We start from the raw sequence: 22,165 nt of genomic DNA on the forward strand, positions 1-22,165 counted from the left end.
AAATAATAAAATTGAGAAATTTATTAAAATATGTTAAATTATATGATATAAGGAGCATTCCCGTTAAGATCAAATTCCAGGTTTGAGCAAAAAAGAAAACTCCCCTAAACTAGAGATATACACCGGGTCGTCAAAGCGCCCTAAAAAAATCTAGTTAGGAGAGTTTCCAATATGAATTGTACACAGAATCTCAAGATTAGTCAAATCAATAAAAGCACTTTAGTCGTCGGCATCGACATCGGATGCACCACGCATTACGCACGTACCTTCGACTGGCGCGGCAGAGAAATCGGCCGTGTGCTTAAATTCTACAATTGCCGGGATCAGTTCGAGCGTTTTCTCCGCTATATACGCGGATTGGCGCGTGAGAACGGCAAGACCAACATTCTCGTAGGAATGGAACCAACCGGCCATTACTGGTTTGCCTTGGGGCAGTTTCTCGAGGAACACAATATCACGCTTTGCATGGTCAATCCATATCATGTGAAGCAGACCAAGGAACTGGACGACAATAATCAGACAAAGAACGACCAGAAAGATCCTAAGGTCATTGCCAAGCTCGTCATTTCAGGGCGTTACAGTTATCCGTATGTCCCGAAAGGCATTTATGCGGATCTTCGCATCCTGAATACCATGCAGCTGAATTTAAATAAGGAACTTATCCGGTACAAAAATCAGCTGGCGAGGTGGTTCAATGTCTGGTTTCCGGAGTATCAGGAAGTTTTCAAGAATGTCGGGGCAAAAAGCAGCCTGCTGTTGCTTGAGAAGGTTTGCACGCCAGACGCTATCGAGGCGCTGGGCGCAGAGGGAATCAACGCAATCTGGCGGGAAAAGATCCGCGCGGTAGGTATGAAACGTGCTCAAAGACTGGTAGACGCCGCCAAAAGCAGCATCGGCCAGAAAGACGGACGCCGCTCGGCGGCATTTCAAATGAAAATGCTGCTGTCGGACTACCGCAAGGTACACAATCAACTGGAAGAGGTTATGGCAGAACTGGAAATGCTGTGTCAGCAGATTCCGGCAACCAAGCAGATGCTGGCCATCAAAGGGATTGGCGTCAGGACGGTTGTAGGATTTCTGGCTGAAGTGGGAGATATTAGACGTTTTCAATCACCGAAGCAAATCCAAAAGCTGGCAGGACTCGCTTTGAAAGAGAACAGCTCGGGAAAGCATCGGGGAGAAACCACCATCAGCAGGCGCGGCCGCGCCCGCCTCAGGACAGTTCTCTTTACCGCAGCAATCTCGCTTATCAGTAAAAACGAGGCTTATCAGAAGATACATCAACATTTCACGCAGCGGCTTCATAATCCGCTGAAAAAGAAACAGTCTGTCGTAGCTATTGGCTGCAAACTCATACGGATTTTCTACACATTGCTCAGTAAGGACGTCGCTTACGACGAAGAAAAGATGCTGAAAGATATTGTCTGGGAAAACGAATTGTTAGCAGCATAAGGGAACGCTCAAATATCTCTGTTTTCGGGTAAAACGTCCACCGTAAGGTGCCAGGAAGTAGAGCAGCACAACTGAAAGAGAAGAATCGGTAGCCAGATTTATTTCCATTAGAGCGCATAGCGACTCAGCAAAGGAGCATAATGGCACCCAGATATGGATAAGCGGAACGAAGGAATTTAGGACTCTGCCATGCAGATGATCCTGTTAGACATGGGAGGTACGTTGCCATAAAACGAAGGGGATTTTATCGGTCTTTGAAAAATCAAGGCAATGACGTTAGCTTTGCTGCGCCAAAAATCCCACTTACGCCGTGCAAATACGCCATTCATCCATATACGCAAGTTCTTCAATAAATATGCTGCTACGAAAAGCTGCGAAAACAGGAGATATTTGAAGAAATCTTAAGATTATATAGGGAGGTGAGTTGGATGCTTTCCAAAGATGTTCTTCGCATTCTTCAAGTATCGAGGCCGACTTTAACGAAATATGTCAAGACTGGTATCATCCGTGTCCATGTGATGCCAAATGGCCATTATGATTATAATGAACAGGATGTTTATAAATTTCTCAATAAGGACGTCAAACGCAGGACTTATATTTATGCCCGGGTATCCACCAAGAAGCAAAAGAAGGACCTTGAAAATCAACTGCAAATGCTGAAAGAGTTCTGCTTTGCTAACGGCTATACCATCAACGGTGTCTTTTCGGATATTGCCAGTGGCATCAGTTTTGAGCACCGGAAGAATTTTTTCAAGATGCTTGACGACGTGCTGGCAGGACGCGTAGAACGTGTTGTCATTACTTATAAAGATCGTCTGTCACGAGTAGGATATGAATTATTCTATTATCTATTTCAGAAATATAACTGCGACATCGTCGTTATGAACGAAGTCGGCTCAGAAGAACTTGACTCACAGGAAGTATTTGGAGAGATTGTCAGCTTGCTTCATTGTTATTCCATGAAGCTCTATTCCAGCCGCGGAAGACTGAATAAAATCAAGGAGGCGCTTGAAGATGAGCCGGCGAGCGGAACGCCATCGACTGAAAAAGAGCACCCCGTATTATGAAAAAATCCGGCAGTTCTGCCATTTGGCCAAGAATTTATACAACCATGGCAATTATCTGATTCGGAAGGAATTCATTGAAAACAGAAAATGGCTGCGTTATGGTGAGCTGGATGTTCTCTTGAAAAAAGATACGGAATATCCGGATTACCGTGCCATGCCGACGGCCCAATCTGCCCAGCAGACGCTTCGCCTGCTTGACCGAAATTGGAAATCCTTTTTCGCGGCCATCAAGGACTGGAAAGTACATCCCGAGAAATACAAGGGGCGTCCGAAGCTGCCAGCTTATAAGCGGAAAGATGGCCTTTCCTTGCTGATTATGACAAATCAGAACTGCAAGTTACGGGATGGATCTATTCAGTTTCCCCGGGTTTTCGGTGATTTTAAAGTCAAGCCTGTTTTCACGCAGCAGGAACATGCTGTCTTTCAGCAGGTGCGTTTTGTGCCAAGCGGCGACAGCATCATGATGGAAATCATTTATGATCTGCCCGATGTGCCACAGAAACAGGATAATGGCCGTTATGCATCGATTGATATCGGTGTCGACAATCTGGCGGCGATGGTCTTGAACGTCGGTCAGGCCCCATTCCTTTTCAAGGGGACGCCGCTGAAAGCCATCAATCAATATTACAATAAAAATCTGGCGAGAATGCGAAGTATCTGTGAGCGGATGAATGGACGCCATTCATCGAAGCGAATCACGCAGCTCACGGCAAAGCGGAATCGCAAGATCGAAGATTATCTGCATAAGGCCAGCAGGAAAGTCATTGAAATCTGTGACAGACACGATATTTCTATCTTGGTGATTGGTCAGAATAAAGGTTGGAAGCAGGAAGTATCCCTTGGCAAAAAGACGAATCAGCATTTCGTGCAGATTCCTTTTGCCAAATTCATTCAGATGCTGCAGTATAAGGCCGAATCGGCAGGCATCCAGGTCGTTATGACGGAAGAAAGCTATACCAGTGGTACATCCTTCCTTGACAACGAATGCCCAATAAAAGAATTCTACAATAAGAGCAGACGTGTGCATCGCGGCCTTTTTCGTGCTAACGACGGCCAAACAATCAATGCTGATGTCAATGGAGCTTTTCAAATTATGAAAAAAGTATTCCCGAACGTGAAGGCCGACGGGATAGAGGGCGCAGCGTCACGCCCAACTGTAGTAACATTTTTGATGAAAGAAAAGCACGGCCTTCGTCGTGCTTGACTTGAGAAACTGCGAACAGTAAAATTTATTAAAAATTTTATCTATAATGGATTTGATTTATAATAAATGTGACGTGACAGTGTCAGCCGCTGGGGAGCGGCTGAGGCCGCGGAAGGGGACTCCATCACGGTCAATGAAGTCAATGGCTGGGGCTCATCGGAGAAGGATCCGGTCCATCTGAAAGTCGGCACAAAGGATACGCAAAATGTCACCGTCCATAATTATTCTGCCGGGGAGTCGGACTTTCCTACACGCAGGGCAAGGGCAGCTATCTCGGCGGTTACAGCGATGTGACGGGCTGGGGTCTCGGCCTTTACGATACACGTGCCAAGAGTGACGGACAGTACCTTGACTTTGCCTTGCGGGGAACGCATCTGGAGGGAGAGCTTCACGGGGCTTACAGTCATGGCGAGAATCTCGACAATAACGGTTACACTTTTAGCATGGAATACGGCTGGAAGCATTCGTTCACGCCAAATAAGCAGGGCTGGTTTGTCGAGCCTCAGGCACAGATGACATTCGGCTGGCTCGATGGCGCGGACCTGACTTTGGCAAACGGCGTGCATTACCACGAAAACAACATCAAAAGCGCGGTCGGCAGGGCCGGGCTGCGCATCGGCTATGAAGGTGAGCAGGCCCAGTTCTTCGCCAAGGCCGACTGGTTCCACGAATTCGGCGGCAGCAGTCAGCTGCATCTTGCTGATGATGAAGGTCAGCTGCATCTCGATACCGACTATGGCGACAATTGGTTCGAATACGGCCTCGGCCTGACGGCGAACCTGACGAAGAACAGTCAGCTCTATGCCGACATCGAAAAGAGCAGCACGGGCTCCTACCATAAAAAATGGGGCTGGGATGCCGGCGTCCGCTGGAACTTCTAAAACAAAATCGATAGGGAAAACGCAAAACATGCAGGCACAGACACCTGCATGTTTTTTTTCATCGAAATAATGGATAAGACATCATCGCAATCGTTTTAGCATAGTGGTATTGCATATGTTATAGGATTTGCATATAATATATGGATGAAAAAACAAAAAGATTTCAAAAAAATGACATCATACAGGTACCTGTATATCGAATTCTTCTTGTTTTTTTTCGCAATTCTTGTGCTATAGCATAAAAGATAATAAAAAATAAATCATCTTCCAGATAAAAAGCTGTTAAAGTCATGTATTTGTCTGATTCTGAGGAATCGGCGGCAGCAGATTGACTCTAACCTTAGGACAGGGTTTATTCTGAAAGAGAAGTTAAACTAAGGGTTCATTTTTAAAAATAAATAGTTTTTAAACAACAACTCTGCAGCTGCTGCAGGAGCAGGCTGTCATGAACATAACAGAAGGCATCAAAATGGAAGAAAGAAAGGAACTTAGATTATGTATACCGTGGAAACACAAAAAGAACAAATGTGTGCGGGGGGGGGGTACTGACTTCATGAAATGTGCTGTCAGGATGCGCCGCCCCCGCCTCAGCACATGGTCGCAGCGCTTGCAACATTTGCATTCGAAGAATGCTGAGACTGGAACTTTTGTCATTTGATTGGGGAGGAATTACCATGAAAAATAATCGCTTATCCATCGGCCAGATGGCCAAACTGAACCACACGACGCTGGCTACGCTTCGTCTTTACGATAAAATGGGGCTGCTGTCACCGGCTTACACCAATCCGGAGACGGGCTACCGCTACTACGATGTCACGCAGTGCGCGACGTTCCATATGATTCAGAACAACAAGAACCTCAACATGAGCCTGAAGGAAATCAAGGCCATTCTCGACAAGAGTGACTTTCATTTTCTGCTGAAACTCTACCACGAAAAGATGGCAGCACTCGACAAGGAGTTCGAGGAACTCGAACGCAAACGCCGCACGCTGAAGAAAATCGCGGACTGGGCGGACTTTTATCAGCACCGTCCGCCTGTCGGCACCTTTTCCCTGCTTTATATGCCAGAACACTGCCTCTACAAGATGCCGGCCGACCGCAATTATTTTCAGGAGGATTTTGGCAGCTTCATCTACGGCTTGTCGCAGCTGGAGTCGCTCATGCAGAAAAATAATTTCCCGCTCGTGTATCTCTACACGGCCTTTATCTCGATGAAGCAGGACGAATTCCAGCAGGGCACTTATCGCGCGGAGGCGATCGGCATCCTGCTCGGCGAGGAATACCGGACGTGTCCGAACGTGGAAGTCAAAGAGAGCCGCATGAATGCCTGCGTCTACTTCGACGACTTCACCAAAGTGCACGAATACCTCGCCAAACTGAACAAATACTGCGAGCAGCAGCACTATAAAATCATCGGTGACGCCAGCTGCCGCATCGTCGGCACCCTCGACGTCCACGACTTCCGCCATCCGTCCGAGTACCTGTGCCTTCAGGTCCCGGTCGAAACACAGAGTGATCTTGACGTAAAAGCGAAGAACTGAATCCGTCCATCCTCACGGCAGAAAAACTGGCCTGATTCAAAGCATAAATAAGAAAAATAACAAAAGAGCAGTTTCCCTTTTGCGGGATGCTGCCCTTTTTTGTTTGTTTGCGGTCGATTCGCAATTGCAAAATGAAAGACGCCGCGTTGTTTGACCCTCATGCGGCAACAGGTCGTACGCTTAAATTAGCTTTAAGGCGACTTTAACATAAATGAGGGGGCGTTTGCGCATGAAACGCAGCGTGAAAATGAGGATTTTAGCGGGCATCGGTTTGATGGCCGTCACAGCGTGCTGGAGCGGGACGGAGGTCTATGCGGCGTATGACTCGGCCACGAATACGGATACGCTGACGAACAGTACTATCAGCGCCCATCCGGCGGTCCCTTTTAAAGAGGGCGATCTTTCTTCTTATGACCATCCTGACCGGAACCTGGTCATCAACTGGATCGACAATTCCCGTGCTGACGGTTCCGCCATCCGGAATGCCAATGTCAACGCAAAAAACATTGCCATCAATGCCGATTTTGAAGGGAATGAATGGACCGATAAGGGCATCATCAGCGATGGTAATTTTGAAACCCACGTTACGGCCAGTGGCGATATCACCATCAGGACTCATAATGATGCCGTACATACTGAAAATTACAATGGTAAGATGACGATCGATGGGTTCAAAAACCTGAATATCACCACTACGGGTGTCGGCTTTGGTGTCATGGATGCCGGCAACGGCGTTTTCATCAATGGCGGAGCGGGAAGTACGGTAAATATTTCCGCTCTGACAGGGGATCGTCCTGCCATTGGCGCTTCTTTAAATACCGAATTAGCTTATTGGGATCCTCAATACGCCATGGGCACAGGTATCACCATCAATGCAGATAAAATTATCCTTTCTTCCCCCAATGCCTCTGTTTTTGCCGGAATCGGCGAGAATCATGATTTTAAAGTCAATCTGAATGCGAAGACAGTGGATTTGACAGGTGGAATTTTTGCAGAGGGAGGAAGTACGGTATCCATCAACCCGGATATTGATGGAGTGGTCAAAATCACTTCTACGAAAGAGAACAATAGCAGCATTTCAGCCTCCAGTGATTATACTACAGGGAAAGTTACGAATGTCATCATCAATGGGAATAAAGGCGGCACAGCCCAGGTTTTAGGTGAAATCGAAGCAGATGATGCATGCGTTACTATCAATATGACCGGTGCGGGTTCTTATATCAAATCTACAGCAACCGGGAATACCAGTGAAGATAGTCTGGCGAAAGATGTGCTCCTTGCCAATGGAGACAACGCCAAGATTAAATTGGATTTTAGCGGTAACAATTCGCTGATTCGCGGAGATATGACTGCATCTACGGGTGGAGACTTGGATATCAAGGCATCGGGTAATAATTTCTCTATAGCTCGCACTTATACTTGGGATGAGCCTTTCCGCCACGGTGTCATACAGGCGGACAGAAAGGGAACAGCAAATCTCGTACTCACCGGCAATCATAATCGAATCGATGGCAGCTTAAAGGCATATTATAATGGCCAGATCAATCTGAAGATGTCAGGAGATGATGCCGTCTTCAATGGGAATATGTGGACAGAAATTGATACTCCTAAGGAATCGCCGCAACATTCACGTGATGACAATGCAGCTATTCATGCCGAATTTTCCGGTAAAAATGCCCAGATAAAAGGTGATATTGTATCGAGAGAAGGCCATAGCCAAATTACAGCCGGTTTTTCAGGAGAAAATGGGAGATTGACAGGGGATGCAAAGGCAATCGGTACTTTTACGATGAGTTACGACAGCCGTTATCCTAACAAACGTTTTTATACGCTCACTGACGATACCGTAACTAACCTCAACATGACTGGTGTGCATACTTCTCAGATTGGTAATCTGGTTGCAGAGGGAAACAACACATTGAATGCCAATTATACGGGACTGGGTTCCAGCCTTACGGGTAATGCTGATAACAAAGGCATCATGAACCTGACTTTCGATAATCAGTCCTCGATGACTGGCAATATGGCCAACGACACGATGAAATATGATGATGACAAAGGAACCTCCTTTGCTGGCCAGCTCAAAGCTGACTTCAACAACGGCTCTCATTGGACCGGTAATTTGACGAATAATTCTGGTACGACGAATGTCGGCTTTAATAATGATTCACTATGGACCGGCAATCTTTCCAGCACGTCTGGCACGGCTGCCATCAATCTGAACAATGGCAGTGTCTGGAACGGCGCTTCGTCTGGCAATGGCGATATTAATCTTACGAATGCTTCCCTTTGGAACGTGACGAAGGACAGCACGGCAAACAGTGTCAATCCTGATGGCAGCAGCGTGATTTCTCTTGCCGGTGCGGCGAAGAAGCTCGAAACGCAAAAGCTCGGGGGCACGGGCGGCACATTCCTGATGGACCTTTCCTATAAGAATAATGATGTCAACACCTACCGCAATGGCGGCGGTGACTTTGTCGTGGCACATGGCGGCACGGGCAGTGCCTACAACGTTTCCCTGACAAATAACAGCAGCGTCAATGGCATGACCGACGGCAGCAAGCTTTATTTTGCTTCGACTGCCGCGGATTCCTCGACGTTCCGCATGAATCAGTCCGTTCAGGTGGCAAACTACAACAAGATTTACAATAAGAACCTCATTGTCAAGAAAGAAACGGAAAACAGCGATTCTGACTTTAAGGGCTATGACGACTGGTTTCTGACGCCGGACAGTTCGAAGGGGAATGGCGGCAATACGATTAACCCCAATGGCATCGTGCCGGGCTCGGCTGCGAATGAGGCGTTTGCGCTCTGGCGCGATGACGACACGCTGCTCAAACGCCTCGGCGAACTCCGTTATCAGCAGCAGGACGAAGGCGTCTGGGCGCGCATGGTCAACAAACACCTCGAACGCGACGGCCATCATGCGTTCCACGGCAACTATAAGACCCTGCAGGTCGGCTACGACAAGAAAAAGACTACGGAGAGCGACGGCAATTGGTACTACGGCGGTGCCATCTCGCACCTCTGGGGCAATACGGGCTACACGGATGGCTATGGCTCCGAAAAATCCACGGACCTTTCGCTTTACGCCACGAACATCCGCCCGCACGGCCATTACCTTGACCTCATCGGCAGAGTCGGCCGCATCGACTCCGACTACAACACGAGTTACCGCGACCACGGCAAATTCGAGAACTGGGGCACAAGCATTGGCGCGGAATACGGCCGCAAAAAAATGCTTGACGGCGGCTGGAGCATTGAACCGCAGGCCCAGCTCACATATCATTACCTCTGGGGTGACGACTACACGACAGGCAACGGCGCGAAAGTCAGTCAGGACAACGCCGACAGCCTCGTCGGACGTCTCGGCTTCGTCCTCGGCAAGGACTTCAACGTCGGCACGCCAAATGTCGGCCGCGTTTACCTCAAAGCTTCCGTCCTGCACGACTTCCTCGGCAGCACAGGCAGCAGCATAACCGACGACCTCACCTACCGCGATGACGACGACCTCGGCGACACCTGGTACATCGCCGGCATCGGCACGAATATCCACTTCGGCAAAGATAACGAATTCTACTTCGACGCCGAACGAAACTTTAACGCTGATGTCAACATGAAATACCGCTTTAACGCCGGTCTTCGCTTTGGGTTTTAATAAGGTTTGAACATATTTGCTCGAGCCAGGCAATATCTTATAAAAAATTGTATAGATTATGAACAAGCAGCCGCTTTACAGACCATACTTTGTAAAACGGCTGCTTTGTTTATATGTCATCTAAAGACATGAACTAAAAATGAAACGTTTTATATTTGCGATAACCTTATCTCATGATACCGATAGAATAAAGAGATTGATTGACTTTATGTATTATAAATATTTTAATAATGTTTTGTACGAGTACACATGTGCACATATTATGGATAAAATAGTAAAAATAAAATGATATATTAATTGGCAATACATTAAGCCATCGTCATTGTTGTAATTTGACTCTCATCCAACGGCATGCCATATGCTTGATTTGTCTACAAGTCGTTTTTTAAGGGGGATGCCAGATGAACAAAGTTTATAAAGTCATCTACAGCAAGGCACGCCAATGCTATATCGTCGTGTCCGAACTGGCAAGAAATCATCATAAATCCGTCTCGAGCAACGGAGCTGTTGTCGGTAGCAACAAACTTAGTCGACTTCTCGTCGCTGCTCTTGCAGCTGGAACATTGACGTGGGGAATTTTGCCAAGTGACACATTTGCTGCAGATCCGGCCATCGTGACGGATGCAAAAGGGAATATCCTGAGTACGGATGCTAAAACAAAAGATGAAATTGCCGAAGATTCTGATAGTTTCCCACAAGGGAGTGGACAGAGCATTGCCATTGGCAAGGATGCCTATGCTTTCATGCAGGGTGGTAGTAAAGCACAAATGATGCTCTTCGGGGAAAAGAAAGCGACCGGCTCCATTGCCATTGGTGAAGGCGCCCAGGCCTTGTCTCAGGCCATTGCTATTGGCAACAGAGTTTATACAGGAGACTTGGGAGATGTAACCCTTTCAAAGTATAACAATGCTCTGAGTGGCGCCGGTGTTGGGTCTGTCCTTTTGGGCAGCAACAGCTATACCGGTGGTACCCTGAGTACCCTCATGGGTGACTATTCCATTATGTCGACGTCTTATCCCAACGGCAACAGCGCTGCTTATACGCAAAATGCAGGCGCTGTATCTATCGGCGCGCTGAACAGCATCGAATCCGCTACCTCTACAAATCCCACTTCCGGTATTGCTGACAGCATCGTCGGTCTGGCCAACCGGACCCAGAACGCCAATGGGGCGTTGGTTTATGGTGCCGGCAACGAAATTACCAATTCTATTGCAACGGCTGCTGCACCTAGCTTTGCTTCTTCTGCTAAAAAAGCCGCAAACGATTTAAGAGAATCTGTCAAAAACAATCCTGGCGGGGCTGCGCTGGCCATTGGCGGCGGCAATAAAATCGACAGGTCCATCCGGACACAGGTCATGGGCGTCAACAATGAAGTGACCGGCAGCTTGTATCACGAAGATGCGCAATACATCGATATTTTTGGGCATAAATTTGAAACCAGCCCCGAAGTCAATGAATATAGCAGCCAGTACAACATGGTAGATGGCTACAATAACAAAGTTTCCAATACCAACAATGCTTATGTTATTGGTACGAACAATACAATTTTAGGCAAGACTTTCTCGGCAGATACGAAAGATGGTACTTTGAGCAAAGCTGACCGCACCAAAGCCAAGGAAAGTGACAACCTGGTCATCATCGGTGACAATCACACCATGGGTAAGGATGTGAAGAACAACATTGTCATCGGTACTTCTGATAAAGCCCTCACCACTAGTGTTTCCAACGCTGTCCTGTTGGGGCACAATGCCGATGTCCAGAACGATGGTGGCGTGGCTGTGGGTGACAGTTCTGTTGCCTCTACTGACAAGGGTGCCGTGGGCTACGACTTGAAGGGCGAAGACCACAGCAGTGATACCACCGGTACCTGGAAATCCACGGCTGCCGCTGTTTCCGTAGGTGATACGACCAAAAATCTAACTCGCCAGATTACAGGCGTAGCGGCGGGCTCGAGTGATACCGATGCGGTCAATGTTGCTCAGTTGAAAAAAGCTATTTCAAGTGCTGCTGGAACGGTAAAGGATACCCGCAATACGGTAAAAGCTGGCGAAAATGTCACCTTAGATACCAAAGGAAATGATGATAGCGGTTATGAATACACGGTCAATGTCAAAGCAGACGGCAAGGTGGCATCTGGCGATACGAAGCTAATCAGCGGTGATACGGTGTACAATGAGACTCGCGTTCAGCAGGATGGCACGTATGTGAAGAAGGATAAGACCGCAGGCGAGAACCTGACGGCTCTCGATAATCAGGTCGCAAACAACACGCAGAACATCACGAATGTCAATGGCCGCGTCAATGACCTCGACAGCAAAGTCAACAAGGTCGGTGCTGGTGCGGCAGCTCTTGCGGCCCTGCATCCTCTTGACTTTGACCCGGATGACAAGTGGGATTTTGCGGTCGGCTACGGTAATTACCGCGATGCGAACAGCGTGGCGGTCGGCGCGTTCTACCGTCCGGATGAGGACACGATGTTCAGCCTCGGCACGAACTTTGGCAATGGCGAGAATATGATTAACGCCGGCATCAGCTTCAAGTTTGGCCAGAAGGGCAAGACCTCGAACAATCGTCTCGTGATTAACAAGGAAGTCACGGAACTGCGCGCGACGGTTTCCCGTCAGGACGAACAGCTCAAGAAGCAGGACAGCGAAATCAAAGAGCTCAAGGCCATGGTCAGCAAGCTTCTCGCCGATAAAGAAAATAAGGCAGAAGCTGCAAAATAAAATATTTTTGCGTAAGGCAAAGACGCGCAAAGGTCACATGGGAATTCCGTGTGGCCTTTTTTGTCATTTTTGACTGTCATGAAGGAAATGGATAGGGCTGAGGCGAAGTATGCTGAGTATGGGAAAAACCGATTGGTCTATCGGATTAGACGGCTTTTCTTTAAGCCAGAATCGTTTATGATGGAATTATTATGAGTCATCAGGAGAGTGAAAGAAATGGAGAGAAAAGCGGTTCTTTTGGATTTGAAGGACAATGTCGCGACCTGTACGGGCGAGGTCCGGACGGGGGACACGGTGGTGGCCGTGGGCGATGAGAAGGCTGAGGTTGTGGCGGCCGAGGATATTCCGATTTGGCATAAGATTGCGCTGCGGCCGATTGCGAAGGGCGAGGCTGTCATCAAGTACGGCGAGATGATTGGCGAGGCCGATCGAGATATCGCAAAAGGCGGCTGGGTGTCGCATGAAAATATCCACAGTGTGCCGCGCGATTATGCGAGTGAGTATATCTTGAAAGGGGATGCCTGAGATGGAATTTTATGGTTACCGCAGAAAAGAAGGCCGTCCGGGCATCCGCAATCATGTGCTGATTCTGCCGACCTGTGCCTGCGGCAGTGAGAGCTGCCGCATTGTCGCTTCGCAGGTGCGCGGGGCAGTCAACATCGTCTTTAACACGGGCTGCAGCGATGTCGCGGCGAATACGGCCATGAGCCAGAAGGTCCTGACGGGCTTTGCGCTCAATCCGAATGTCTACGGCGTCGTCATCATCGGCCTTGGCTGCGAGACAGTGCCGCATGCAAAGCTGCGCGAAAAAATCCAGGCCCTGACGTCAAAGCCAGTCGTATCTTTCGGCATTCAGGAAGAGGGCGGCACGCTCAAGACGATTGAAAAGGCCGTGCGGGCGGCAAGGGAGATGGCTGCGGAAGCCGGCATGCAGCAAAAGGAGCGCTTTGACATTTCAGAACTCCTAATGGGCATTGAGTGCGGCGGCAGCGATGCGACTTCGGGCATTGCCTCGAATCCGGCCGTGGGCAATCTCAGCGACCGACTCGTCGACCTTGGGGCTTCGACCATCATGAGCGAATCGATTGAATGGATTGGCGGGGAGCACGTGCTCGCGCGCCGCGCAGCCACGCCGGAGATTCACGACCAGATTATCCGCGTCTGCGAGGCTTACGAAAAGCATCTTCTCGCGGCCGGTCAGGACTGCCGTGCGGGCCAGCCGACGCCAGGAAATAAGGCCGGGGGCCTGTCGACCATTGACGAGAAAAGCCTTGGCTGCATCCGCAAGGGCGGTACACGTCCGATTGTTGAAGTATTGGAACAGGCGGAGCGTCCGACGAAACAGGGAGCCATTGTCATGGACACGGCCGGCTACGATATTTCTTCGGTGACGTCGATGGTGGCGGCGGGCTGTCAGGTTGTCATTTTCACGACGGGACGCGGCACGCCGACGGGCAATGCCATTGTGCCGGTTTTCAAGGTCACGGCCAACGCCCATACGTACAGCTGGATGGAAGACAATATGGACGCGGACCTTTCGCCAATCCTGAGCGGCGAAAAGACGATTGCTGAATCCGGCGCGATGCTGCTCGAGAACATCCACGACGTGGCCAATGGCCGCCTGACGAAGGCCGAGACCTACGGCTTCTCGGATATTGCCGTCGACCATGTCTGCCGTTTCGTTTAATATCGAAGCTATAAAAAGCCAGCCGCGCTGCTGTTTTCCTTTTCGGAGCAGCGGCGCGGCTGGCTTTTTCTTTTCTTTATTTGTTTATGTGCTGTTTAACTGCTTCCTATATATTAAGGAAGGAAATCAGCAGATGGAGTGGACGGCTTCGCGGAGTTTCTCTGCGGATTCTTTGTCCGGCGTGTTCAGAAGGCGCTGTTTGTCGAGAACGATTTCGCAGCCGGCGGCTTTGAGTTCGTCTTCGACAAGGCCGATGCTCTGGCCGCCCCAGCCGTAGGAGCCGAAGGCGAAGGCTTTGTGGCCTTTGGCCGTGAGGCCCTTGAGATAGCAGAGGAAGGAGGCAATGGTCGGCAGCATCTGGTTGTTGATGGTCGGCGAGCCGACGGCGAGGTATTCGCTCGTGAGGATATCCGTCATGATGTCGGACAGGGCGTTGGCCTTGATGTCATAGAATGTCGCCGGCACGCTTTTTTCCTCGAAGGCCTCGGTAATCGTGCGGGCCATCTTTTCCGTGGAATGCCACATCGTATCGAAGACGACGACGGCGCGCTTTTCGAGGACACCTGTCGACCATTTCTCGTAGAGGTCGTGGATTTCCTTGATATGGGAACGCCAGATGATGCCGTGGCCCGTCGCGATCATCTCGATGTCGAGGTTCTTGAGGTCCTTGAGGGCTTTCTGTGCCTGACGGCCATAGAGCATGAGGATGTTGGCGTAGTATTTCTTGGCCTCGTAGAAGAGCGTGCCGAGGTCGTTCTCATCGTCGAAGCGCTGGCTCGAAGCGAGATGCTGGCCAAAGGCGTCGTTCGAGAAGAGGATTTTTTCCTCAGGGCAGTAGGTGACCATGCTGTCCGGCCAATGCAGCATCGGCGTCGGCACGAACTGCAGCGTGCGTTTGCCGAGCGAAAGCGTGTCGCCGGCCTTGACGCCTTCGTACGGCAGCTCACCGTAGCGCGACTTCAGGCCTTTGAGGCCGTTCGGGATACTCGTGATGACTTTGGCATTCGGGCAGTGGGCCATCATGAAGGGCAGCGAACCCGAATGATCCGGCTCGACGTGGTTCGAGATGATGTAGTCGATTTTTGCCGGGTCGATGACGGACGAAACGCGCTCAAGGAGTTCTTCTTTAAACGGTTCCTTGACCGTATCAATCAAAGTGACTTTTTCATCGAGAATCAGATAAGCATTGTAGCTTGAGCCGCGGCTCGTCTCGTAGCCGTGGAAGCTGCGCATGGACCAGTCAATGGCGCCGACCCAGTAAATATCATCACGGATTTTAACTGCTTGCATGTTGATACCTCTTTCTTATGTTTATGACAAGTTCGCGACAGGCGAAAAGTTTGGCATAAATTTTCACATTATGCCTTTATTTTATATCGACTTCGCGCTCTTGTAAATATCGATTGTCACAATCCGGAAAATGATGTATCCTAAAATAAATTCATCTTTATTCGAATCGTTTTATATTTTCATCTGTAATGTGTAATAATTTGTAATGTGTAATAAAGGAAGGGAATAAGAATATGCGTCATCGATTTGCGCAGCTGGATAAAAGGCAGGTGCTTGCGGCAGGAGCTGTCTGCCTCGTACTTCTCGCTCTCGCGCTGCACACGTATTTTGGCAATGGCAGCCAGCAGAAAAAGAATGTCTCGCACGGCAAGCCGGTCGTGAAGGTCGTCACGGTCAATCGGGCCGATATGATGCGCCACATCGACCTTTCGGGGCAGACGGTCGCCGATGCCAATATCCCACTTGCGCCGAAGTACACGGGCCGCGTCACGGCCGTCAATGTCAAGCTCGGCGACGAGGTCAAAAAGGGCGAGGTCCTCGTGGTGCAGGACACGGGCGACCTTGACATCTCGATTGCCCAGAATGCGGCGGCTGCGGGCGCGGCACAGGCCGACGCGCGCGAGGCCACGGCGTCATATGATGCCAATTACCTCAAGGCGCGCAACGACCTTGAACTCGAGCAGAGCAAATACGAGCGCAATCAGTATCTTTTCTCGATTGGCGCGATTTCGCAGGACACACTCGACAAGGTCAAGCAGGAATACCTCGCGTCGAAGGCCGCGTTTGACATCCTCGCGGACCAGGTGCAGGGCGGCAGTGCCGCGAGCGTCGAATCGAAGCAGTATACGGCCGAAAAGTCAGAGCGCGCGACCGATGCTCTGCGCCATCAGCGAGAGGATATGTATTTAAGGGCCCCGCGTGACGGCATCATCGGCTACCGCAATGTCGAAGTCGGTGCGATTGTCTCGGCCGGCACGAAGGTCCTGTCGCTCGTCGACAACAGTCATATGAATGTCGACTGCACGCTTTCGGAAAACGACGCGGCCATCCTGAAGACGGGGCTGGCCGTCAAAGTCACGATTGACGCCATGGGCACGGACTACGACGGCGAAATCGTCTACGTGAGTCCGGCCATGGACGAATCGAGCAAGACGTATCAGGTGCGCATCGAGCTCGCGGACTCTGCCGACGACATCAAGGCCGGTCTCTTTGCCCATACGGCCATCGACATCCTGCAGCGCCGCGCGACCCTCTGCGTGCCAAAAGAAGCCGTGCTCTCGCGCAATGGCAAACAAACTGTCTTTGTCGTACGCCCTGACGGCACGGTCGAGGAGCGCGAAGTCAAAATCGGCCTGATGAACGATGCCGAGGAAGAGATTCTCGATGGCATTGAAGACGGCGATACGGTCGTCGTGACAAATCAGGACAAGCTGCAGGACGGCAAGTCCGTGGAGACGGAGCCGTATGAGGATGCGGACAAGTCGGATAAGTCAGATGGAGAAGAATCATGAATATCACGCGTTTATCCATCAAACGGCCCGTCGGCATCTCGATGATCGTGGCTTTTTTCGTTGTGCTCGGCCTTTACAGCTACTACCGCATCGGCGTGGAGCTGCTGCCGGCCCTCAATACGCCGTATGTCACGGTTACGGTCAAATATCCGGGGGCCAGTGCGGAGTCTGTCGAGCAGGAAGTCGTCAAGCCCGTCGAGGATGCTTTGGCGTCTGTTTCGGGCGTCAAGAAAATCACCTCGACCGCGAGCTACGAACGGGCGCGTGTGACGCTGGAACTCAATTTCGACACGAATGCCGACACGGCGGCCATCGACGCGAGCAAAAAAGTCGATGCCATCAAGAACAAACTGCCCGACGAGGCCGACTCACCCGTTGTCGTCAAGCGCGATTTAAACGCGACGCCGATTGTTGAGCTCGCGGTGCTGTCGAATCACAGTCTGGCCGACACGTATGCCGAGACCGACAATGTCTTTTCGGAAGTCCTGCAGCAGGCTGAAGGTGTCTCTGAAGTCGAGCTTCACGGCGGCCGCGATAAGGAAGTCGCCATCGATGTCGACCGCGACAAGATGGCCGCGTATAAATTGACCCTCGCGAAGATTTCCTCGGCCATCAAGAACGAAAATCAGCTCGTGCCGTCGGGCTCCGTCTTTACGGAGACGACAAAGTCCGACGTCCGCGTTGTCGCACAGTTCAAGAAGGCCTCGGATATCGAGAAAATCCAGGTCCAGAACACGGAAGGCAAGATGATTCCGCTGACTGCTGTCGCGACGGTCAAAGAAGGCGATGCCCGCGCGGAGCGCTACGGCCGCCTCAACGGCGAAGACGCCATCAATGTCCTGATTTATAAGAACAGCGATGCCAACGTCGTCGAGACCGCGGGCAATATCATGAAGAGCGTGGAAAAACTGCGCAAGACGTACCCCGACTATCAGTTTGTCGTCGTCTCGAACGATGCCGACTACGTGCAGAATTCCCTGCACAGCACGATGAATACGCTGATTGAGGGTCTGATTACGACGGGCCTTGTGCTGTTTTTCTTCCTGCGCGGCTGGCGTTCGACCGCGGCCGTCATGATTGCCATCCCGACTTCTTTGATTTCGACCTTTTTCGTCATGTACCTCTTCGGCTTCACCTTCAACATGATGTCGCTGATGGGCATGACGCTCTGTGTCGGCATCCTCGTCGATGACTCGATTGTCGTGCTCGAAAATATCGTGCGCCATCTGAAAATGGGCGAAAAGCCCGACGCGGCGGCGGAGAAGGGGCGTACGGAAATCGGCATGGCCGCGATTGCCATCACGCTCTGCGACGCCGCGGTTTTCATGCCGATTGCGTTCATGCAGGGCATGACGGGACAGTATTTCCGGCAGTTTGGCCTGACCATTGTCTTTGCGGGACTCTTCTCGCTGTTCGTCTCGTTCACCCTGACGCCGATGCTGGCTTCGCGCTTTTTCCGCAAAGGCTGGCATCCGGGCACGAGCCGTGTCTGGCAGTTTATGGACAATCTCGACAAAAAAGCACAGGATGCTTATGTCGCCGTTCTCGGCTGGAGCCTGCATCATCAGAAAAAACTGCTGCTCTCGATTCTCGCGGTGTTCGCGGCCGTCATTTCCCTCGTGCCGCTCGGCGCCGTCGGCATGGAGTACATGCCCCAGACCGATGAATCGAGCTTTACCGTGAACATTCAGGCTCCGGTCGGCGCGTCGCCTGAAGAGACGAACCGCGTGGCCAAAAAGATTGAAGGAAAACTCGCCGAACTGCCGGAAGTCAAATACTACATGACACAGGCGGGCGGCAGTACGGCCTACGAAGGCCGCATCAAGGTCAAACTCGTCGACCGCAAGGACCGCAGCCGCAGTGTCTGGCAGGTCGCCAACGACGTGCGCGAATTCGCCGCCGATATCAAGACCGCCGATGTGCGCGTCGCCGAGACGCAGACCAATGTCGCCGGTATCGCGGGCGGCGGCGGTGCGAGAAACGGCGGCGGTGCCCTGCAGATTGAACTGCGCAGCAGTAATCCGGACGACCTAGATGCCGCGGCCGAAAAGGCCATCAAGGTTTTGCAAAGCGACGTCAAGGGCATCACAGATGTCAACTCGTCCTATGTCGAAGGCATGCCGGAGCTGCGTCTGACCGTCAACCGCGAAAAATTAAAGGCCTACGGCACGTCCCTGCAGGACGTCGATACGGCCTTTTCCTCGGCCATCTCGGGCCTTTCGGCCGGCGAGCTCAAAAATGATGCAATGAATGGCGGTCAGGACACGGACATCAAAGTCCGCTTTAAGGACGCCGCGAGCTACAAAGCCTCCGACGTCGCGCGCGTGCCGCTCTCGGCCTCGGGCAAACTCATCTACCTCGGCGATGTTGCCGACATCAAGAACGGCAGGGGTCCCGTGAGCATCCGCCGCGTCGATAAACAGCGCTCCGTCGCCATCGGCGCAAACCTCAGCGGCCGCCCAATCGGCGACGTTACGAAGGATGTCAAAAAGGCCCTCAAAAAGGCCAATCTCGGCGACGACGTGACCTACCAGTTCAAGGGACAGGCCACAAAGATGAACGACACCTTCTCGGAGCTGCTTTCCGCGCTGTTTTTAGCCCTCGTCCTCATCTACATGCTGCTCGCCGTGCTCTACGAATCCGTCATCACGCCGTTCATCCGCATGTTCTCGCTGCCCCTCGGCCTCATTGGCTCGATTCTCCTGCTCTTCCTCACGCACAACACCTTGAATCTCTTCTCGATGATCGGTATCCTCGTCATGGACGGCATCGTCGCCAAAAACGGCACCCTGCTGATTGACTACACCCTGACCCTCATGGACAGGGGCAAGACTGCCCTCGAAGCCGTCATCGAAGCCGGCCGCGTCCGACTCAAGCCAATCTTCATGACGACGATTACCATGATGGTCGGCATGACCCCAATGGCCCTCTCCCTGACCCCGGGCTCCGAGTCCCGCGTCTCCATGGCCTGGGTCATCATCGGCGGCCTCCTGACCTCCACGGTATTCACACTTATCGTTATCCCGATTATTTTTCTTTTCTTTGCAAGACACACGAAGTCTAAACGTCTTTAAAAGAAAGATAGAGGTCACCCACGCGGAGAGCAAAGCGATTCCGCGCTCTTCTGTGCGAAGAAACCATGCGAAAAAGAGAAGGGGAGTACTACCTAGGCCGGAGGGCCCTATTTCGCCTGCAGGAGCGCAGTGATTGCCCGTAGGGATGGGGGCCAGACCGAGCCTGACGAGACACTGCGATGTAAGAACGCCGCAGCAGGCGGCGAAACACCTAAATATGCTAGCCAATCATGGCCTGCATTTAACGGAGCGACGAAGCCGAAATAGGGCCCTCCGGCCCTTCATCGATGTAAACTAGAATTTTTTTCGAAAAAAGCTTGCATCCCCCGCGTACTTCCTGTATAATAATTTCTGTTGTCGGGATGTGGCACAGTTTGGTAGCGCGCTTCGTTCGGGACGAAGAGGCCGCAGGTTCGAATCCTGTCATCCCGACCATTTATATAGGAAGTAAAAAGATCCGTCCGCTGTGACGGGTCTTTTTTGTATCTTTATATACCTTGCTGTAAACTCCTTTTAATGCTAAAATGTATATTTGTAAACCTCGGAAAGAAGGAGTGGATTCATTTGAACATTTTTCGTACCAAAAGCATTGCGGAATATCAGGAAGATGCCTCGAAATCGCATTTGAAACGTGCGATGGGCTCTCTTGATGTCACGCTTTTGGGCATCGGCGTCATCGTCGGCACGGGCATCTTCGTCCTGACGGGCGTGGCCGCGGCCAAATACGCGGGGCCGGCCCTCATGCTGTCATTCCTCATCGCGAGTATCGCCTGCGGCTTCGTCAGCATGGCGTACTCGGAGCTCGCCTCGATGGTGCCGGTCGCCGGCAGTGCCTATGCCTACGCCTATACCTCAGTCGGCGAATTTTTCGCGTGGCTCGTCGGCTGGAACCTCGTGCTCGAGTATTCCGTCGGTGCCAGTGCCGTCGCGGGCGGCTGGTCGGCCTATGTCGTCGGCCTTTTAAAGACCGCGGGCATCGAGCTGCCGGCGGCCTGGACTTCGGTGCCGGCTGACGGCGGCATCGTCAATCTGCCGGCCGTGCTCATCACGCTTTTCCTGACGTTCCTCTTGGTGCGCGGCGTGCGCGAAAGCGTCCGCGTCAACAAGATTCTCGTCGGCGTCAAGCTCGCGGCCATTTTCCTCTTCCTGTTCCTCGCGGCACCGTCTGTTGACCCGGCCAATTGGGAACCGTTCATGCCATTTGGTTTCCAGGGCGTTTCGGCCGGTGCTGCTGTCATCGTCTTTGCTTATCTCGGCGTTGACTCCATTGCGACGGCAGCGGAGGAGACGAAGAATCCGGCTCACGACATGCCGACTGGCATTATCGCATCTCTTGTCATCTGCACGGTTCTTTACATCGCCGTGACGGCCGTCATGACGGGCAATGTTCCGTACACGGAACTCGACAACGCGGAGCCTGTGGCCTTCGTCCTGCGTCAGCTTGGCTACCGCTTCGGCTCGGCCCTCGTCGGCACGGGCGCCATCGCGGGCCTCACGACGGTCCTGCTCGTCATGATGTACGCGCAGACGCGTGCTTTTTACGCGATGAGCCGCGACGGACTCATTCCAAAGTCCATCTGCAAGGTCCATTCGCGCTACGCAACGCCGCACCGCATCACGCTGATTGTCGGCATCGCCGTAGCGCTCATCAGCGGCTTTACGCCGATTAACGTCATCGCCGAGATGTGCAGTGTCGGCACGCTGTTTGCCTTCATCGTCTCGTCGGTCGGCGTCATGGTCATGCGCAAAAAATATCCGGACCTCGCGCGTCCGTTCCGCTGCCCGGCCATTTACGTCGTCGGCACGATGGCCATCCTGAGCTGCGCGTACATCATGTACAACCTCTCGTCGATGACCTGGGAGCGTTTCTGGGTATGGAGTGCTGTAGGCGTCCTGATTTATTTCCTCTACGGCGCGCGCCACAGCCGCGAGAACACGCAGCGGAATGGGGCAGAGTAACAGCGGGAATGTATTCTTGCTGTACAATTGACCTTATGCAGACCGATGTGAGGAATATTTCTTTACATTTTTTTACATAGCACATATAATAAAGCTTGATGGCATGTCCCTAATG

At 51.5% G+C, this 22,165-nt stretch carries 12 protein-coding genes, 1 tRNA gene and 1 pseudogene; 13 read left to right on the plus strand and 1 reads right to left on the minus strand.

Annotated elements, in window-relative coordinates:
- Nucleotides 1-171: 171 nt before the first annotated feature.
- The 9 genes and pseudogenes from ACI4OH_RS05945 (at nucleotide 172) to ACI4OH_RS05985 (ending at nucleotide 14,216) form a co-directional block, all read left to right on the plus strand.
- Nucleotides 172-1,452 (plus strand): IS110 family RNA-guided transposase, encoded by a 1,281-nt coding sequence (locus ACI4OH_RS05945; RefSeq protein ID WP_435721414.1) that lies wholly within the window; start codon nucleotides 172-174, stop codon nucleotides 1,450-1,452.
- 428 nt (nucleotides 1,453-1,880) lie between these two features.
- On the plus strand, nucleotides 1,881-2,519 hold the full coding sequence (locus ACI4OH_RS05950) for an IS607 family transposase (RefSeq protein WP_435721415.1): 639 nt from the start codon (nucleotides 1,881-1,883) through the stop codon (nucleotides 2,517-2,519).
- Nucleotides 2,467-3,723: an RNA-guided endonuclease InsQ/TnpB family protein gene (locus tag ACI4OH_RS05955; RefSeq protein ID WP_435721416.1), complete on the plus strand. Its 1,257-nt coding sequence runs from the start codon at nucleotides 2,467-2,469 to the stop codon at nucleotides 3,721-3,723. The genes ACI4OH_RS05950 and ACI4OH_RS05955 overlap by 53 nt, the downstream gene beginning before the upstream one ends.
- 245 nt (nucleotides 3,724-3,968) lie before the next feature.
- A pseudogene (locus ACI4OH_RS05960) lies at nucleotides 3,969-4,604 on the plus strand (autotransporter outer membrane beta-barrel domain-containing protein); the annotation flags it as partial.
- Between the two features lie 674 nt (nucleotides 4,605-5,278).
- On the plus strand, nucleotides 5,279-6,145 hold the full coding sequence (locus ACI4OH_RS05965; protein ID WP_435720980.1) for a MerR family transcriptional regulator: 867 nt from the start codon (nucleotides 5,279-5,281) through the stop codon (nucleotides 6,143-6,145).
- Nucleotides 6,146-6,374: 229 nt separating this feature from the next.
- Nucleotides 6,375-9,803: an autotransporter outer membrane beta-barrel domain-containing protein gene (locus tag ACI4OH_RS05970; RefSeq protein WP_435720981.1), complete on the plus strand. Its 3,429-nt coding sequence runs from the start codon at nucleotides 6,375-6,377 to the stop codon at nucleotides 9,801-9,803.
- Nucleotides 9,804-10,204: 401 nt separating this feature from the next.
- Nucleotides 10,205-12,529, plus strand: a complete 2,325-nt coding sequence (locus tag ACI4OH_RS05975; protein WP_439784390.1) for an ESPR-type extended signal peptide-containing protein — start codon at nucleotides 10,205-10,207, stop codon at nucleotides 12,527-12,529.
- Nucleotides 12,530-12,745: 216 nt separating this feature from the next.
- Entirely contained in the window at nucleotides 12,746-13,054 is a 309-nt protein-coding gene (locus ACI4OH_RS05980) for a UxaA family hydrolase (RefSeq protein WP_439784391.1), read from the plus strand.
- Between the two features lies 1 nt (nucleotide 13,055).
- Nucleotides 13,056-14,216 carry a UxaA family hydrolase gene (locus ACI4OH_RS05985; protein ID WP_439784392.1) on the plus strand — a complete coding sequence of 387 codons (1,161 nt, stop codon included), beginning with the start codon at nucleotides 13,056-13,058 and terminating at the stop codon, nucleotides 14,214-14,216.
- Between the two features lie 126 nt (nucleotides 14,217-14,342).
- Here the strand turns inward: ACI4OH_RS05985 and ACI4OH_RS05990 are convergent, their stop codons facing one another.
- Nucleotides 14,343-15,506, minus strand: a complete 1,164-nt coding sequence (locus tag ACI4OH_RS05990; RefSeq protein WP_439784393.1) for an FprA family A-type flavoprotein — start codon at nucleotides 15,504-15,506, stop codon at nucleotides 14,343-14,345.
- 233 nt (nucleotides 15,507-15,739) lie between these two features.
- On the opposite strand from ACI4OH_RS05990, the gene ACI4OH_RS05995 reads away from it, so the two are divergent.
- The 4 genes from ACI4OH_RS05995 to ACI4OH_RS06010 all read left to right on the plus strand — a co-directional run bounded on the left by ACI4OH_RS05995 (nucleotide 15,740) and on the right by ACI4OH_RS06010 (nucleotide 22,050).
- Nucleotides 15,740-17,017 (plus strand): efflux RND transporter periplasmic adaptor subunit, encoded by a 1,278-nt coding sequence (locus ACI4OH_RS05995; protein WP_439784394.1) that lies wholly within the window; start codon nucleotides 15,740-15,742, stop codon nucleotides 17,015-17,017.
- The gene (locus tag ACI4OH_RS06000) at nucleotides 17,014-20,091 is read left to right on the plus strand and encodes an efflux RND transporter permease subunit (RefSeq protein ID WP_439784395.1); all 3,078 of its coding nucleotides are present in this window, start codon (nucleotides 17,014-17,016) and stop codon (nucleotides 20,089-20,091) included. Before ACI4OH_RS05995 ends, ACI4OH_RS06000 begins: the two co-directional genes overlap by 4 nt.
- A gap of 358 nt (nucleotides 20,092-20,449) precedes the next feature.
- A tRNA-Pro gene (locus ACI4OH_RS06005) sits at nucleotides 20,450-20,526 on the plus strand.
- A gap of 129 nt (nucleotides 20,527-20,655) precedes the next feature.
- On the plus strand, nucleotides 20,656-22,050 hold the full coding sequence (locus tag ACI4OH_RS06010; RefSeq protein ID WP_432648242.1) for an amino acid permease: 1,395 nt from the start codon (nucleotides 20,656-20,658) through the stop codon (nucleotides 22,048-22,050).
- The last annotated feature ends 115 nt before the right edge of the window (nucleotides 22,051-22,165 follow it).

The organism is Mitsuokella apri (assembly GCF_051886055.1).
Classification (GTDB): domain Bacteria; phylum Bacillota; class Negativicutes; order Selenomonadales; family Selenomonadaceae; genus Mitsuokella.

What these genes read in the sequence shown, in the direction of transcription:
- ACI4OH_RS05990 (WP_439784393.1), bottom strand. Translation starts at nt 15,506, where the DNA reads ATGCAAGCAGTTAAAATCCGTGATGATATTTACTGGGTCGGCGCCATT.
- ACI4OH_RS06000 (WP_439784395.1), top strand. Translation starts at nt 17,014, where the DNA reads ATGAATATCACGCGTTTATCCATCAAACGGCCCGTCGGCATCTCGATG.
- ACI4OH_RS05965 (WP_435720980.1), top strand. Translation starts at nt 5,279, where the DNA reads ATGAAAAATAATCGCTTATCCATCGGCCAGATGGCCAAACTGAACCAC.
- ACI4OH_RS05955 (WP_435721416.1), top strand. Translation starts at nt 2,467, where the DNA reads ATGAGCCGGCGAGCGGAACGCCATCGACTGAAAAAGAGCACCCCGTAT.
- ACI4OH_RS05945 (WP_435721414.1), top strand. Translation starts at nt 172, where the DNA reads ATGAATTGTACACAGAATCTCAAGATTAGTCAAATCAATAAAAGCACT.
- ACI4OH_RS05950 (WP_435721415.1), top strand. Translation starts at nt 1,881, where the DNA reads ATGCTTTCCAAAGATGTTCTTCGCATTCTTCAAGTATCGAGGCCGACT.
- ACI4OH_RS05995 (WP_439784394.1), top strand. Translation starts at nt 15,740, where the DNA reads ATGCGTCATCGATTTGCGCAGCTGGATAAAAGGCAGGTGCTTGCGGCA.
- ACI4OH_RS05970 (WP_435720981.1), top strand. Translation starts at nt 6,375, where the DNA reads ATGAAACGCAGCGTGAAAATGAGGATTTTAGCGGGCATCGGTTTGATG.
- ACI4OH_RS05985 (WP_439784392.1), top strand. Translation starts at nt 13,056, where the DNA reads ATGGAATTTTATGGTTACCGCAGAAAAGAAGGCCGTCCGGGCATCCGC.
- ACI4OH_RS05980 (WP_439784391.1), top strand. Translation starts at nt 12,746, where the DNA reads ATGGAGAGAAAAGCGGTTCTTTTGGATTTGAAGGACAATGTCGCGACC.
- ACI4OH_RS05975 (WP_439784390.1), top strand. Translation starts at nt 10,205, where the DNA reads ATGAACAAAGTTTATAAAGTCATCTACAGCAAGGCACGCCAATGCTAT.